We start from the raw sequence: 14,929 nt of genomic DNA, 5'->3' as shown, positions 1-14,929 counted from the left end.
TCAGCCCGGTTGTCGTTGGCGCAGTAGAAGTTCCACCAAGGCAAAATCGAGATCGGAATCGATGTCGATGGAGCGGTCCTCCGGCATCTCGAACAAGCGCGTGTCCGGATAGAACACGGCGGGCTGCTCCAGGAATGGGGCGACGCGCCAGACATAGATCGACGCGTTCATGTCGAAGCAGCGCGGCGCATCCTGACGGCGCGTGATTGGAGGATCGGCGGATTTGGAGAGGCCGACGCTGCCGTCGGTGCGCTGCTCGACCAGGTTGAAGTAGGGCGAGCGTCGGGCCGGTGCCCCCGTGATGACGTTGCGCGCGCCGCTCTCGCGCAGCAATGCGACCGCGCCGGTGATGTCGGAGGCCAGGCGGAGCGGCGAGGTGACGTCGAGATCGACGAAGATCTCCGGCGTCTTGCCGGTTTGCGCGATCGCTTGCTCCAGACAGTGGCGGATCGCCGGCAGCTTCGGCGCGGTATCGGTCGCCATCTCGTCGGGACGCTTGACCGCGATGTCGGCGCCGGCCTTCAGGGCCGCATCGAGCAGCGCATCCGAATCGCTGCTGAAGGCGATCGCGTCGAACAGGCCGGTCTCGCGCGCCTGTGCGATGCTCCAGGCGAGCACGGGCTTGCCGAGGAGATCGCGCGCATTCTTGCCCACGACCCCCTTCGAACCGCCGCGCGCGCAGATGGTGCAGAGCAGACTCATGGCGATACCCAGGTCTTCGTGCGCAGAGCACGCTCGCTGGCGTCGATCAGGTGCATGACGCCAAGCGCCTCGGGCAGCGAGCAGGCCGGGCTCGCGCCACGCATCGCCGCGACATGCATGTCGCGATAGCTCTGATCACGCGCGCTGGGGATCTCCGTCGTCTTGCCGTTGACCGTGAGGCGGCTGCCGACGAGGTCGGCCTCGATGGTGTCCTCATCGACATTGACGCGAATGCGGCGAATGCCCTGCCGGTCGAGATAGTCCATGTGGACGTGGACCGATGGCGCCCGCTGCATATCGAGCAGCAGGTCGAGATGGTCGTCGACGTCGATGTCGCGCGCGCCGGACGCGCCGCCGAGCGCTGCGACGCGATGCCACGGCCCGAACAGCCAGAGCAGATAGTCCAGCTCGTGGCTGAGATCCCGGAGAACACCACCTCCGGCATCAACCGTGGCCGATGCGGTCGTGCGATGATCGCGGCCGGGGCGCCACTCCCTGATGTCCTGGCCGACATAGGCGGCGACGGTGATCACGTCGCGCCCGTGCAGTCTTTCGGCCAGGGCCGTCATCACCGGATGAAAGCGCAGATTGTATCCGACGCTGACACGGGCAAACGGATATTTCGGAGGCGGGGCCGGCGTCGCGAACAGCGGCTTCTCGACGAGAACCTTGCCTTGGAAGCCGGTCTGCGCGAGCTCCTGCAGATTGTCCGCGTGGCGCGCGGTCTCGGTGGCGATCACCACGTAGTCCGGATGCGCCGCCGCGATGGCCTGCGCGATCGACCCGTAGTCGCCGCCGTCGCGTCGGCTGACGGTTGAGACCTGAAGTCCAAGCTCGCGCAGGACGCGCGCGTGCCTTGTGCCGATCGAGCCGAGGCCAACCACGACGGCTGTTGTCGAGGTCACGGGAAGACCTCGTGAAACTCCGCGTGAGCCTGCTCGAAATCCTCCAGGCGGCCGATGTCGAGCCAGTATTCACGGATGGGATAGACCGCGACCCGTCCCTTGCCGGCGATCACGCGCTCCAGCACGGTCGGCATGTCGATGCTGACGCCGGGTGCGACATGGCTGAAAACGGATTGGCCGATCACATAGATGCCGGCGCTGACGAACCAGCTCTCGGTCGGCTTCTCGCGAATGGCATCGAGAAAGCCGTCCGACGTGGAGACGACGCCGTAGGGCACGTGCACCTTGTGCTCGCGCACGGCCATCGTCGCTTCCGCCGGCGTTGCGTTGTGAAAGTCGAGAAGAGCCCCGTAGTTGATCGTGGTGAGGATGTCGCCGTTGGTGACGATCATGGGCAGGGCCGGCGGCGTCTTGAAGAGGCCGAGCGCGCCTGCAGTCCCGAGCCGTTCGGTTTCGTGGACATACTGGATATTGGCACCGAAGGCAGCGCCATCGCCAAAATAGTCCTTGATCGTCTGGGCCTTGTAGTTGACCGAGATGAAGATGTTGCCAAAGCCCTGCTGCACGACGTTGCGGACGATCGTCTCGAGCAGCGGCCGGCCGCCGACATTGAGCATGGGCTTCGGCATGTCGCGCGTCAGCGCGCCCAGGCGTTCGCCGAGGCCACCCGCCATGATCAGGACGGGGTTTTGATAGTGAGCCGGTTCGAGCAGCTCATCGAGCGTCTCGACCACGACCAGATGGCCGCCCTCGTCGATAAGCGGGAGCTGCTTGATCGACTTCTGCCGCATCAGCTGCAGGCGATCCTCGCGCGGCAATGTCGCAGGGGCCGACACCGGCGTCCGGTTCATGATGTCGGTTGCAAGTCCGGAGAGCGGTACACCGCGCAGCAGGCCGCGCCTGACGTCACCGTCGGTGACCACGCCAAGCAAGCGATTCTGGTCGTCGAGCACGAGCGCGATTTGAATGCTTCCGCTCTCGATGGCAGCAATGGCCTCGCCCACAGTCGCCTGCGTTCCAACGACGGCCTTACGCCAGGATTTCATGGCAATCTGCCTCGTATACGCCAGATATCGGGGGGCGGCCCAGGGCTGAGGTTGCTATATCGCGGCTGCGAGAGGCCGCGTCAACCCCAACGACAGGCCCCGAACAGGCCTGTTAACCCAAGCATTTCGCGGTCCGAATCAATGGTTTGAAGACCCCCGGTCGCCCCGTTAAGATCGCCCGCGCAAGGGAATCGCGATGGACGATCTCATCATCATCGGCGGCGGCGAGCATGCCTTCATGGTCTACGAGGCGGCGCTGCTGTCCGGCCAGTTCAAGGTCGTCGGCTTCCTCGACCGCCAGCCCGGAGCGTTCGGTGACGTCAGCTATCTCGGAACCGACGAGGTCGCGCCAGAGTACCCGGATGCCGCCTTCGTTCTGGGAATCGGATCGATGCAGGCGGGGCCTGCGCGCCGGCAGATGATCGCCCGCATGCAGGTCAAGCGCTGGGCCTCCGTGGTTCATCCCCGCGCGATCATCTCGCCGTCAGCCTCGATCGGTGCCGGCACCGTCATCATGCCCGGCGCGGTCGTCAATGCGCGAAGCCGGGTCGGCGATCACTGCATCGTCAATTCCGCTGTCGTCGTCGAGCATGACGTGCAGATCGGCGATTGCACGCATTTGTCCCCGGGAACCGTGATCGGCGGAGGTGCGAAGATCGGCGAAAACTGCTTCATCGGTCTCGGCAGCCGGGTCAGGGACCATATCGCAATCGGTGACGACACGCTGGTTGCGATGGGATCGGTGGTCACGGCCCCATGCCCGGCGGGATCGGTGCTGCGCGGCGTTCCGGCAAAGCCGCGAGGCTAGAGCGGGTCGTCCGGCTCGAGCGCACGCGGCGCGGCCGTTCCGATCAGTGACCAGTAGTCGATCGGCGGCCGCCCGGCGCCGGGGCGCTTGGCGGTGATGTCGGCGGGGCCGATGGTCTCTCCAGCCTTCAGCGCGCGCGCCGCGACGATGCTCTTGCGTGCTACAGGGACGTTCCTGATCTCGGATTCCTTTGGCGTCTTCACGCCGTCGCCAAGCGCACGTTCGACGTTGCGGATGGCGGCGACCATGCGCCTGAAATCGTCCGGCTCGAGCGAGGCCGCGTGATCGGGGCCTTGCGCCTTGCGGTCGAGCGTCAGGTGCTTTTCGATGATCGTCGCGCCGAGCGCCACGGCGGCCACCGAAACCTCGAAGCCGTCGGTGTGGTCGGAATAGCCGACGGGAAGCTGGAACGCAGACCGCATGGTCGCCATCGCTGCGAGGTTCACGTCGCCGATGGGGCAGGGATATTCGGTCGTGCAATGGAGCAGGCTCACATGCCGTGCGAGCACCGCGCGCGCCGCCGGATCGCGCCACGCCGCGCGGAAGGCCGCGATACCGGGTCGATCGTCGGATGGGCCGTAGCCATGAGCGAGCACGCCCAGTGCTTCCTCGATCTCGCCGAGCGTCGCCATGCCCGTCGACAGGATCAACGTCGCGCCGGCCTTTGCGGCTGCATGCAGCAGCGGTGCATTGGTGAGGTCGCCCGATCCGATCTTGATGCGCGGCAGTTTCAGCGACAGCAGGAAGGCAAGCGAAGCGTCGTCGAACGGCGTCGACAGGAACTCGATGCCGCGCTCCCGCGTCCGCTCGATCAGCGCGTGATGCGCAGCCTGCGGCAATTCGAGCCGTTTCAGCATGGCCAGCTGGCTTTCGTCAGCATCAGTCGTGCGCTGCTGATAGTCGGCCTTCTTCGCCCCGCTGCCAGCCAAAGCCTTGGCATTGAAGGTCTGGAATTTGACGATGTCGGCACCGGCGTCTGCTGCGGCGTCGACGAGGGCCAGTGCCTTGTCCAGGCTCCCGTCGTGATTGACGCCGGCTTCCGCGATGATCTGCGTGTGCATGGTCATGCCTGCGCCCCGCCTGGCGGAAGATCGTAAAAGCCCTTGAGCAGAAGCTGCGTGAAATCCGGGATGCCGGCGATAATCCCGGCAAATCGCCGGCTGGATTCGCCGTCGCCGTAGGGGCTGACGGTGGCTTGACGGCCGCGCTGGAGCGCCGCTGCGATGGCTGCTGCAATGGCACCGCGTTCGGGCGCTGAGTGAAATACCGAGGCGGCGCGCTCGCGTCCCTTCTGGCGGTCGCCGATATCGACCGTGGGAACGCCGAAGGAGGGCGCCTCGAGCACGCCACTGGAGGAATTGCCGATCACGACATCCACCTGGTTCATCAGGCTGAGATAGCGAAGCTGCCCGAGCGAGGCGACGGCGATCGTGTTCGGCCGGCTGGCCGCGTAAGCCTCGATCCGGGCGTTCAGGGCCCGACCCTCGGCGTCGGCGTTGGCGAGCGTGAAAACGAAACGAAAGGCGGGATCGAGCGTCGACAGGGCTGCGAACAATTCGTCGAGCTCGGCCACCGAGCGTCCGGCTTCAACCGTGACGGGGTGAAACGTGATGAGCGCGCAGCGTTCGCCGAGCTGCAATCCGATCGCGCCGCCGATGCCGGCGCGGTCCATCAGATCGAGATGCTTGATGGCGTCGATGCCGACCGAGCCGATGGTATGGATGCGCGACGGGTGCTCGCCAAGCTGCATCAATCGTCGCGTCGAGCCCTGATTGCTGGTGAAGTGCAGGTGCGACATCTTGCTGATGGCGTGACGCGTGGATTCGTCGACGGCGCCTTCGGTGACGTCTCCGCCGAACAGATGCGCCATCGGCAGCCGCATGAACATCGCGGCCTGCGCGGCTGCAAACATCTCGAAGCGGTCGCCGAGCACGACGACGAGGTCCGGCTGAAGCCTTGTGAAGGTATCGGCAAAGCCGATGACGCCGAGGCCGACCGATTTCGCGACGCCTGCGCCGGTGTCGCTGCTCAGCAGCGTCTCGACGCGGGCGTCGACCTCGAACCCCTCGTCGCGAATTGCGTTGAACGTGTAGCCGAACTCCGGCGCGAAATGCATGCCCGTTGCGACGAGCTGGAGTGTCAAGCCGGGCGTTTCCCGGATTGCGCGCATCGGCCAGACCAGCAGCCCGAAATCGGCACGGCTGCCGGTGACGAAGCAGATCTTTCGCGCGCTGCTATTCATCGGGGGACCTGATGCTGGCGCTGCTGGGCAGGTTGATCAGTCGGCGTTCGATGGACTCGGCGGTGGAAAGATCGCCGCGGGGGTTTTGCGCGAACATCGGCAGCTTGTGCATCAGGGTCCAGGCCGGCCGCGCGCCAAAGCCGGCGTCGTTGAGCGCGGCGAGGACGTCGTCGCGACGGTCCGCATTTACTTCGTCGAGCAGGATCGCGTTCAGCCAGTAGTTACTCGTGGTGTCCTTTGGCTCATGCGAGAAGCGCACGCCGGGCACATCCGCGAAAGCCCGTTGATAGGCGGCAGCGAGCTTGCGCTTGCTTGCCAGGAAGCCATCGAGCTGCTCGAGCTGGGCGCAACCGAGCGCCGCATTCAGGTTCGGCAGGCGATAATTGAAGCCGATCTCGTCGTGGACGAAGGCCCATTTGTGCGGCAGCTTCGCCGTTGTCGTCAGGTGCTTGGCGCGGCGGCCCAGCGCCTCGTCGTTGGTCAGGATGGCGCCGCCGCCGCCCGTGGTGACGATCTTGTTGCCGTTGAAGCTCAGCGCGGCGAGCCGCGTCTGCGATCCCACGGCGTGGCCCTTGTAGGTCGATCCCAGCGACTCCGCGGCATCCTCCACCAGGGCAATGCCCCAGTCGCGCGCGATCTCGGCGATCTCGTCGAGCTCGACGGGATGTCCGAACGTGTGCATCGGGGCGATCGCCGCGATGCGGCGGCCGGTCTCCCGGTTGATGGTTCCGGTCGCGGTCTTTTGCGCGATCGCATCGAGGCGCATTGCGAGTGCGCGCGCGTCCATGCCGAGTGTTTCGAGCGAGCTGTCGACGAAATGAGGCGTGGCGCCGCAATAGGCGATCGCGTTCGTCGTCGCGATGAAGGTCAGTGCCGGCGAGATGACCTCGTCGCCGGGCTCGACACCGGCGAGGACGAAGCAGGCATGCAGCGCGGCCGTCCCGTTGACGACGGCCACCGCGCGCTTGGCGCCGGTGACCTCCTCGAGCATGCGCTCGAACCGGTCGACGAAGGGGCCGACCGAGGAAACGAAGGTGCTCTTGATGCACTCCTCGAGATAGGCGACCTCGTTGCCGGCGAACACCGGTTCGTGCAGGCCGAGGATGCCGTTCGGCGTGCCGGCAGCGCGCCGTACGGCGTCGACCACGGCCTTCGGATCGAAGCCGGATGATCGGGTTGCGGCCGTCTTCACCGTTGCTTCAGACATTGTACACATCCGCCTTGTAGCGGCTGAGATTGGCGGGGTTGGTGAACCAGCTCGCGGTCCTCTCGATGCCGCGACGCATCCCGTCGAGCCCGCCGAATTCCGGCGCCCAGCCGAGCTGCTGGCGCGCCTTGGAATTGTCCGCCCAGAGCCGCTCGACCTCGCTATTGGCGGGCCGCAGCCGCGCTTCGTCGGTCTCGATCTCGATCGTCACGCCCATCACGTCGGCGATCATCTCGACGGTCGCGCCGACCGAGATCTCGAAGCCGCTGCCGAGATTGATGGTCTGGCCGACGACTTGCTCCGCAGGTGCCGTCAGGCCTGCGATCAGGCCGCGCGCGGTGTCGGTGACGAACGAGAAGTCGCGTGTCGGGCTGACGGCGCCGAGGCGGATCTTGCGCTTGCCGGTCGCGATCTGGCTGATGATCGTCGGGATCACCGCGCGCGCCGATTGCCGCGGACCAAAGGTGTTGAACGGGCGGATGACCACGACAGGCATGTCGAACGACGCCTGGAACGAAAGCGCCATCTGGTCGGAGGCGATCTTCGAGGCCGAGTAGGGCGACTGCCCGACCAGCGGATGACTTTCCTTGATCGGAACCGTCTGCGCCGTGCCGTAAACCTCGCTGGTCGAGGTTTGCACGAAGCGCCGCACGCCTGCCATGCGCGCGGCCTGAAGCACGTTCACGGTGCCGCGCACATTGGTCTCGACATAGGAATCGGGCGCGACATAGGAAAAGGGAATGGCGATCAGCGCGGCCAGGTGCAGCACGTCGGTGCAACCGCTGGCGGCCGCAATCATGAAATGCGGATCGCGAATGTCGCCGGCGACGACCTCTACGGACTTCATGATGTCGGCCGGGACCGTGTCGAGCCAGCCCCAGGAGTTGAAGGAGTTGTAATAGACGACCGCCTTGACGCGGGCTCCGGCTTTCACCAGTTCCTCGACGACATGCGAACCGATGAAGCCGTCGCTGCCGGTAACGAGGACGCGGGCGTCCCTCAGATCTGCCATGCCGGACCCCAAAAGGCGATTAAGCCAATATTCGCAACAAGATGGCGCTATAGCACACTGACGGTTGCGCGCAACAGAGCAGCGCTCGGGCGCCGCCAAATGCCCGGGGATCCAGCGGTTTTGGCGGCGTCCTATGCCTTGCCTGCCGCGCTCAGACGCTGTTTCACGAACGTCTCCAGATTCCCGCCTTCGAACAAGTGACCGGCCACGCCGGCCGCCCGTGCCGCTTCGATGTCACTATCCTTGTCACCGATCACCATGCTGCGCGTCATGTCGATCGGGAAGCGCGTGGCGAGATCGGTGATCATGCCCGGCGCCGGCTTGCGCCGGTCGCTCACGCGGCAGTAGCGCGCAACGGTTCCGTCGGGGTGATCGGGGCAGTATTCGAATGCATCGATGTGCGCGCCGATCTCCGCCATCTGCTCCGCCATCCAGCGGTGCAGGGTAACGACGTGATGCTCCTCGTAATAGCCGCGTGCGACACCGGATTGATTGGTGATGACGAAGGCAAAATAGCCGGCATCGTTCACGGCCTTCACGGCTTCGCGTGCCCCCTCGATCCATTCGAGCTTGTGCGTCTCGAAAGTGTATCCTGAATCGTGGTTGAGCACGCCGTCGCGATCGAAGAACACGGCCGGGCGCCGCAGTTGCCGGCGCAATTCGCGATCGGCGCGGGCGAAATCGTCGGGAATGCCGATGTCGATGAAGTAGCCGCGATAGGCCGTACCGCGCAGCGCACCGGACTTGGCGAGGCCGGGGAACACCTCCTGCTCGAGCGAGGCGGGCAGCGTCGCGATGTCGTCGAGGACGGACTTGTCGATGACGTAGATGCCTGCATTGACCGGGCCCGTAGCGCCTGCGCCCGGGGCGATGAAGTCGCGCACCATGTCACCATCGAGCACGACGCGGCCGTAGCGATCGCCGACGACGCCATCACGCAACGCCATGTGAACGCGACCGTCACGCGCACGGGCGATCAGGTCGAGCAGGTTGAAGTCGAACAGGGAATCTCCATTCAGCAGCAGGAAGCGATCGTGCAGCAAATCGCGCGCATGCACGAGCGCACCGCCCGTGCCGAGCGGCTCGGTTTCGCGGGACACGACGATTCGGGTCTGCCCCCTGACGGCCGCGGCGTAGTGCGTCTCGACGATCTCCGCCTTGTGACCCGCGAGCAGGAGGATTTCGTCGAACAAGCCATAGCGCACGAGCTCGTCGATCAGCGTGTCGAGAAACGGCCGCCCGCCGATGTCGAGCATCGGCTTCGGGACCAGCTTGGTGCGCTCACCCAGCCGAGTGCCCAGCCCGCCGACGAGGATCACCGCCTGTCTCAGCATGACATGCTCTCCTCACAATTTAGGCTACGGACTGTTGCGCCAGCCCGAGACGATACGAGATTCAATGTCTGATCCATTTCATATCAGCGCGAGCAGGGAATTCGAATGACGGCCGTCTGATTGTTGGTAAATAGCACCGGAAACGGGCCGGTGCGCAGCACATCGATGACGGCGGGCCCGATTGGCTCGGCGGGAGGGAAATAGCTGAGGCGCTGATTGACCGCGAGCTGTGTCCACTCGATCGTGCGAGGCGTGATGATCGCGACCAGGTTCCAGGCGTTCTCCCCCGTGTCCAGAATGTTCTGGAACGCGGCCTTGGCTTCCTCACTCGTGATTTGGGGGCTTCCGGCGTTTGTTGCCTCGGACCCTGGGGTCGATTCCTGAGCAGGTGCCTGGGCCCCACGGACGGCTTTTAATAGTCCACTCAACGCATCCGCCCTGCGCATCTGGAAGAACGCCTCTGAATTGATTTCGCTGATCAGGGGCGTGACCAAGCTGCACGCGGTTGCCAGCCGCTGACGTCCCTCCGTCGGCTGCAGGATTGCCCGCACGACCGATTTTGTCCGCTGTGCGACCGCTTCGTTCACGGTGTCCAGATTAGAGAACAGATAGGCCGCAGGAGCGCCCGTGATGGCCTGGATCATGCCGAGCGTGTAGGGATCGGAGAGAATGATCCCTTTTCGCAGATTGGCGCGGAGCCAGCGGGCCACATCGAGGTCGTTGGCATTGTAATGGGAAACGACCGAGGCGCGGTCCGGGAGCGCGCCATAACTGTAGTTTCTGTGAATGCCTGACAGACCGGCCTTGTCGACGGCGATGCCCACCCCCACGACCCCTACGAGACTGCAGATGGCGATCGGCCTCGACCGAGCCAGGGTCAACAGCGCGAGCGTCGCCAGAAGCACGATACCCGCGATTTCCGTTGGTCTGAGGAATGCCTGGTAATGGGCATAAGGCAGGTCGGCCCGCCAGGCAAATGCGTAGATCGCAACCACAAGGATGGTCGCAAGCAGCGTGACCGCGACCGCGACCAGGGTCTGCCGGTATCGCGATAACGGAGCGAAATCGACCAGCAATTGGCAAAAGATTTCTGTGGCCGTGATCGTGAGCAGCGACACGATGATCGCGCTGGTGCGATACAGGAAAGGGAAGCCGGAGAGGACAGCGACGCTCAGCCCGCAGCCGGCAATCCAGGACCAGACGAGCGTCGTGAAGCCTTCGGCGGGCGGCTCAATTGCACCCGAGGGAGCACGAAGGGCAGGCCGGGTCATCCACCACCATGCAACGCCCAACAGGATGCAGATGGAGAAGAGTGGGCTCAATGCCCGGCCGAGCTCGATGGCGGCAATCTGCGGTCCGGAGCCCAGGAACAGCTCTTCGCCGCCCTCGATCCTTCTGCCAAGGATCAGCCCCGTAATCGAGGAGAAGGTGTCGTTGGCGCTGATGGGCGGAATGTAGCCGAAGCGCATTCCCGCGACACAGAAGATCGTTCCAGCGATGATCAGCGGCAGGACAAAGGACAGGATTCGAAGGATTGCGATGCTGGGCGACGGCCAGGCGGCGATGATCCGCACGATGACAAGATAGAGAAGCCAGCTGATCAGCACGGTCGGAACGAACAGATAGGAACCGCGGTGTGCAAGCAGTAGTGTCGCCGGCCATATGCAGCCGAGAAAGAGAGGCCCTGCATGTCTTGCGCTGTTGCTCAGGATCCTGAGCAGGAAGAGCCCGGCCACAAGCAGCGCGAGCATGAGCGTATTATTGTTGAGAGCGAAGGCAATCAGCAGCGTCGCCCCGGCGCCCCCGGTCAGCAGCAGGGCCGATCGCGTCGACACAGCGCTCACGTTCCGGTCGGAATTGCCCATCAAGACGCCGAGAAACACAACGCTGCTGGCGACGGCCAAGCTGCCGTTTGTCATCAGGGCGACGGTGTTGCCGGTCGCGGCGAAGAAGAAGGCGATCCATCTTCGTGAAGACACGGGGTAGACGCCTTGCACGAAGGCGTAGGACGCCAGCAGGAAGAACAAGATCGAGAAGAAGCGATAGGTCCAGCTAAATCGCAGGAGGTCCAGGCCCAGCGTCCCGGCGAAGGCGCCCGCGAGCGCCGAGCGAAGATCGACATAGGATTGGGCCGCGTAGGGATTGATGACGCCGCTGTCGGCGTATTCCTGCGCGGTCTTCATCCAGTGAACATCCGCGCCGATGTCCGCAAAAGGAAAGCTGGAAAACGCGCCGAACGACCACCACCATGTCATAAGCGCGATCGGCAGTGAGAGCGTGCACCAAATGGCCGCCGTGCGCATCTCGCCGGCACCCGGACGCCAGTTGAGCCAAGACCAGGAAAACCCCAGACTGGCCAACGCAACGATAGCTCCGAGCTGGAGCCGCATATCGCTTACGAGAAGCGATATTACTCCGAGCAGGATGCCCGTTGTGGATGCGCCGACGGTCAAGCCGAGAACGACGAGCTGTACCCTCGTAAGCCGGCAAAGTTCGACGAATTTCGTCGATGCAATGGCCAGAATCGAAAACCCAGTGCCGAGCTGTATCAGGAAGAACAGGAACGTCAGGACAAATGTGGTCGTCCACATCGCGAGATCTCTAAAATGGGCTTCGGCCAAGCAATCGGTATAAAGCGATCTTCAATTTCCTTTTGAAAAGTCGGCAGGACGGCAAACGATCAGCGAGCCTAGCGTAAACAGGTCCTCTTCGGAGAAGCCTCTGAAGCACGGTGCCAATCGTTCCAGGATCGGCTGCTCCGGCGGCCGGCGGTCAGGCTGGTCGATGAGCAACTGAAATCCCGCCTCCTTGAACAGCTGCAGATATTCGCTGTGACGCAGACGATTGACGTATTGGAAGCGCGACTGGAAAGGCGCCCAGTCCTCCTCGGAATAGGTCAGGAAGTTGAACGAGCTGATGGACGGATCGAAGCCCTTGAAATGGTCGCCATAGTCGATCTGCATGAGGACCAGTCCGTCAGGACGCATGATGCGTCGTAACTCCTTCAGGATCGCCGCGATGTCGCGTTTGGGGATGTGCTCGAGCGTCTCGACCGAGACCGCGCAGTCGATCGAGCCAGCGGGCAGGCCCGTCGCCCGGGCATCGGCCGGTGCGCGATAGTCGATCCTCCACGAACGTTCGAGGTCCTCCAGGGAGTTGATCTCGGGATGGTCAGTGCCGCTCAGTCGAGAAACGATGGCGGCATTGGAACGGATCAACTCCGGCTTGGCCAGGCGTTCGATGTCGACGGTGATGAAGCGCCGGGCCCCGTGTGCACTGAAAGCCAGCGGAATGATCAGATCGCGTCCGGTGCCAAATTCGAAGCAAGTGGAATCCTGCAGCGGCCGGAGGCTGTACGTTTCGTGGACAGCCAGCAGCCGCTGCGCGAGGGTGTAGATGGATTTGACCTGCTTCTCTGGGCGGGGCAGCCGTCGCGTGACGTAGCGTTGCAGGATGTAGTGCAGGTCTCCGCCCCAGGGGGTATTCGACAGAACCGAGAATGCCCGCGCCTTTGTTTGCCAGCGCACGTCAGCGATTCCCCGGCGGAATGGGCGCCGCGATTGGAGTGATGCTGAAGAGCAATCGTTGAAGCACGGTGTGGGTCCAGGGAAGGCCGATGTACCCGCCTGTTTTCAGGCCGGTACCAAGTCACGTCGCCGGATTCGGTCATACGGGAGCCGCAGCGGCAATGCAAGGATTCCAGGGCGGCGGGCAGTCGTGTCGGGGACGGATTGCAATCTTGACGGCTGCCGCGCGTCTCAAGGGACGGCTGCCCTTAAGCAAGACGACGGCGCGCCCGGTGCGCTTGTTTTTCCAGCGCTCGATGCGACGCCGTTCCCGGTTGATTCCCCCGTCGGCCCAGCGTAAACAGGCTGAAATTGCGGCGACGTTTTAGCATGCGGGCAAGAACATCGCGCATGAATTGTGCAGCGCCGCCGGCCGGTTCGGCCTATTCCGATCCCTTGCTCTCCCGCCGAGTCTTGATCGAATGCCCGGTGAATTGCTGATTGGCGAGGCGGTCGCAAGGGGCTACCCGCCCGCGGTGCTCTATCTGCGCAACGACGCGACCGTCAGCACTGAAGTCTGCGCATTCAATTACTTCTCGGTCTTCATGAAGGATCACCCAGAGGTGGATGCTCATGTCTGGTTCTTTGACGGAGCGGGCAAGCCGGCTGGATATTTCCATAGGGAACTCGGCGTCAACGGCCAGCTGCAATTGCAGACGTCGGAGCTGTGTCCGCACATCTCAGGAACGGTCGCGATGACGCTGGTCCCGAAACATGAGACCAAGCTTCGTCCCGGGCGAAAGGTGACGACCGGCTATTACGCGCAATATTACTCGCAGCACGGCGCGATCACCTTGTCGCACGAGCGCGAGCCTGTTGCCGCCGCGCCGTTCCCGACATCCGCCTGGATGCAATCCTATCTCACGCGCTTGCTGAAAGAGTCCGGCGTGGTGCTCGTGAACTCCTGCATGGCCTCCGAGGGTGTCTCGGTCGGGACGGCGCGGCTCATGGCCCTGGACGGTACGGAATTGGGGCAGCGCTCGCTGCCGGAGATCGCGCCCATGGGCGCAGCCCGCATCGGCACGCTGGACCTTTTCCCGGATGCCGAGCGGCTGATCGGCGCGGCCGAAGGTTTTGCCCTGGAGTTCAAGGGCACCAACATCGCCAGTCCGTTCAGCTATTATGAATTTGCCAATGGCAAGTTCAGCTTGCATCATTTTTAGGGGCGCTTTCGTGACACGTTTCTCGTCCAGTCCCTGGAAGCCCTACGAGCCCAGGTTCATGTTCCCAACCTTCGCGGGCGTCGAATCGCGCATGGGTTTCTCGATCCCTGCCTGGTATCGGCCGGTCGACATCAGGTATCTCCGCAGCCTCGTTGCCGGCAGCCTGCGCAAGAACTTTCGCGAAGCGGTCAAGGATCTCGTTCCCGAGCTCGGCAGCCTGGTCGCCTCGGGCTTCAGCAAGAAGCTCAGGTTCAGGCTGCACATCCTGTCGCGCGACGGCGAGTATCGGGCGACCTATGAATTCCCGGAGAACTACGCGCCCGGTGCCACCGTCGAAGTCGAGCTATCGCGCCTTTTCGCCTCGCTCGCGCTGCCACAGGACGACTATCTGGTCATCGCCGTGATGTCGCGCGGGCGCATGGACGGCTTCCGTTCCTCGCCTGCCAGCTATTCGATGACCTATGTCGATCAGGACAACGTCGCGATCTATCGCACCGGCGCGTTTGCCCGGCCCTTGAACGAGGGCAGGCTCAAGGCGCATGTCGGGTTCACTGGGATCAATCCGAAGATTATTGCGACCGGCGACATCGTCAGCAGCGTGATGCTGATCAATCACTCCTCCGATCCCGAATATGCTCATTCGGCGCGACCGACGTCGAAGCTGATCCGCGAGGACGGCGAGCAGATCGAAGGCGATTTCGGCGAAATTCCGCCGCTCGGTGCGCGCGAGATGTCGGTCGTCGACATGTTCGGCAGTCGCGTGTTCGATTTTCTCAAGCCGTTCGGCGGTCGCGGGACCACGGTTACCACCTGCACCGGGATGACGCTTGCGAGCCTGCACCTGCAACGCACCAACGACAATCGGCGGACACTGCTGGGCATCGAGCATTCGCGGCCCGCACACATGAACCTCGCCGGCATTCTGCAGCATTGATCGAAGGAGA

General features: G+C 63.8%; 13 protein-coding genes. 3 read left to right on the top strand and 10 right to left on the bottom strand.

All coding sequences use genetic code 11. The features are described 5' to 3' along the window. From Q0743_RS13110 to Q0743_RS13100, 3 genes are read right to left on the bottom strand one after another with little or no spacing between them, the layout of a single operon-like run. Complete coding sequence (locus Q0743_RS13110; RefSeq protein ID WP_298241939.1) at positions 1–702, bottom strand: acylneuraminate cytidylyltransferase family protein; 702 nt, start codon at positions 700–702, stop codon at positions 1–3. After that, positions 699–1,607: a Gfo/Idh/MocA family oxidoreductase gene (locus tag Q0743_RS13105; protein ID WP_298241938.1), complete on the bottom strand. Its 909-nt coding sequence runs from the start codon at positions 1,605–1,607 to the stop codon at positions 699–701. Before Q0743_RS13105 ends, Q0743_RS13110 begins: the two co-directional genes overlap by 4 nt. Next, on the bottom strand, positions 1,604–2,653 hold the full coding sequence (locus tag Q0743_RS13100; protein ID WP_298241937.1) for a nucleotidyltransferase family protein: 1,050 nt from the start codon (positions 2,651–2,653) through the stop codon (positions 1,604–1,606). The genes Q0743_RS13105 and Q0743_RS13100 overlap by 4 nt, the downstream gene beginning before the upstream one ends. Positions 2,654–2,849: 196 nt before the next feature. Between Q0743_RS13100 and Q0743_RS13095 the strand changes: the two genes are divergently transcribed. Then, the gene (locus Q0743_RS13095) at positions 2,850–3,461 is read left to right on the top strand and encodes an acetyltransferase (protein ID WP_298241936.1); all 612 of its coding nucleotides are present in this window, start codon (positions 2,850–2,852) and stop codon (positions 3,459–3,461) included. On the opposite strand, the gene neuB is transcribed toward Q0743_RS13095, so the two are convergent. The 7 genes from neuB to Q0743_RS13060 form a co-directional block, all read right to left on the bottom strand. Further along, on the bottom strand, positions 3,458–4,528 hold the full coding sequence (gene neuB, locus Q0743_RS13090; RefSeq protein ID WP_298241935.1) for an N-acetylneuraminate synthase: 1,071 nt from the start codon (positions 4,526–4,528) through the stop codon (positions 3,458–3,460). The two genes, Q0743_RS13095 and neuB, sit on opposite strands and share 4 nt — an antisense overlap. Beyond that, complete coding sequence (gene neuC, locus Q0743_RS13085) at positions 4,525–5,703, bottom strand: UDP-N-acetylglucosamine 2-epimerase (protein ID WP_298241934.1); 1,179 nt, start codon at positions 5,701–5,703, stop codon at positions 4,525–4,527. The genes neuB and neuC overlap by 4 nt, the downstream gene beginning before the upstream one ends. Continuing rightward, positions 5,696–6,910, bottom strand: a complete 1,215-nt coding sequence (locus Q0743_RS13080) for a LegC family aminotransferase (RefSeq protein ID WP_298241933.1) — start codon at positions 6,908–6,910, stop codon at positions 5,696–5,698. Before Q0743_RS13080 ends, neuC begins: the two co-directional genes overlap by 8 nt. Next, positions 6,903–7,922 carry an NAD-dependent 4,6-dehydratase LegB gene (locus Q0743_RS13075; protein WP_298241932.1) on the bottom strand — a complete coding sequence of 340 codons (1,020 nt, stop codon included), beginning with the start codon at positions 7,920–7,922 and terminating at the stop codon, positions 6,903–6,905. Before Q0743_RS13075 ends, Q0743_RS13080 begins: the two co-directional genes overlap by 8 nt. A 131-nt stretch (positions 7,923–8,053) precedes the next feature. Then, on the bottom strand, positions 8,054–9,256 hold the full coding sequence (locus tag Q0743_RS13070) for an HAD-IIIA family hydrolase (RefSeq protein WP_298241931.1): 1,203 nt from the start codon (positions 9,254–9,256) through the stop codon (positions 8,054–8,056). A gap of 83 nt (positions 9,257–9,339) precedes the next feature. After that, on the bottom strand, positions 9,340–11,847 hold the full coding sequence (locus Q0743_RS13065; RefSeq protein WP_298241930.1) for a hypothetical protein: 2,508 nt from the start codon (positions 11,845–11,847) through the stop codon (positions 9,340–9,342). Positions 11,848–11,898: 51 nt separating this feature from the next. Next, on the bottom strand, positions 11,899–12,783 hold the full coding sequence (locus Q0743_RS13060; RefSeq protein WP_298241929.1) for a class I SAM-dependent methyltransferase: 885 nt from the start codon (positions 12,781–12,783) through the stop codon (positions 11,899–11,901). A gap of 461 nt (positions 12,784–13,244) precedes the next feature. Here Q0743_RS13060 and Q0743_RS13055 point away from each other — a divergent pair, with 461 nt between their 5' ends. Both Q0743_RS13055 and Q0743_RS13050 read left to right on the top strand, forming a co-directional pair. After that, positions 13,245–13,985, top strand: a complete 741-nt coding sequence (locus Q0743_RS13055; protein WP_298241928.1) for a hypothetical protein — start codon at positions 13,245–13,247, stop codon at positions 13,983–13,985. A gap of 58 nt (positions 13,986–14,043) precedes the next feature. Beyond that, entirely contained in the window at positions 14,044–14,919 is an 876-nt protein-coding gene (locus tag Q0743_RS13050) for a hypothetical protein (protein WP_298241927.1), read from the top strand. The last annotated feature ends 10 nt before the right edge of the window (positions 14,920–14,929 follow it).

Source organism: uncultured Bradyrhizobium sp. (genome assembly GCF_936943645.1).
GTDB lineage: Bacteria > Pseudomonadota > Alphaproteobacteria > Rhizobiales > Xanthobacteraceae > Bradyrhizobium.
This window is presented reverse-complemented; position numbering and strand designations above follow the sequence as displayed.

Coding starts and splice junctions, on each gene's coding strand:
- Q0743_RS13110 (WP_298241939.1), bottom strand. CDS start 702: ATGAGTCTGCTCTGCACCATCTGCGCGCGCGGCGGTTCGAAGGGGGTC.
- Q0743_RS13100 (WP_298241937.1), bottom strand. CDS start 2,653: ATGAAATCCTGGCGTAAGGCCGTCGTTGGAACGCAGGCGACTGTGGGC.
- Q0743_RS13095 (WP_298241936.1), top strand. CDS start 2,850: ATGGACGATCTCATCATCATCGGCGGCGGCGAGCATGCCTTCATGGTC.
- neuB (WP_298241935.1), bottom strand. CDS start 4,528: ATGACCATGCACACGCAGATCATCGCGGAAGCCGGCGTCAATCACGAC.
- neuC (WP_298241934.1), bottom strand. CDS start 5,703: ATGAATAGCAGCGCGCGAAAGATCTGCTTCGTCACCGGCAGCCGTGCC.
- Q0743_RS13080 (WP_298241933.1), bottom strand. CDS start 6,910: ATGTCTGAAGCAACGGTGAAGACGGCCGCAACCCGATCATCCGGCTTC.
- Q0743_RS13075 (WP_298241932.1), bottom strand. CDS start 7,922: ATGGCAGATCTGAGGGACGCCCGCGTCCTCGTTACCGGCAGCGACGGC.
- Q0743_RS13070 (WP_298241931.1), bottom strand. CDS start 9,256: ATGCTGAGACAGGCGGTGATCCTCGTCGGCGGGCTGGGCACTCGGCTG.
- Q0743_RS13065 (WP_298241930.1), bottom strand. CDS start 11,847: ATGTGGACGACCACATTTGTCCTGACGTTCCTGTTCTTCCTGATACAG.
- Q0743_RS13055 (WP_298241928.1), top strand. CDS start 13,245: ATGCCCGGTGAATTGCTGATTGGCGAGGCGGTCGCAAGGGGCTACCCG.
- Q0743_RS13050 (WP_298241927.1), top strand. CDS start 14,044: ATGTTCCCAACCTTCGCGGGCGTCGAATCGCGCATGGGTTTCTCGATC.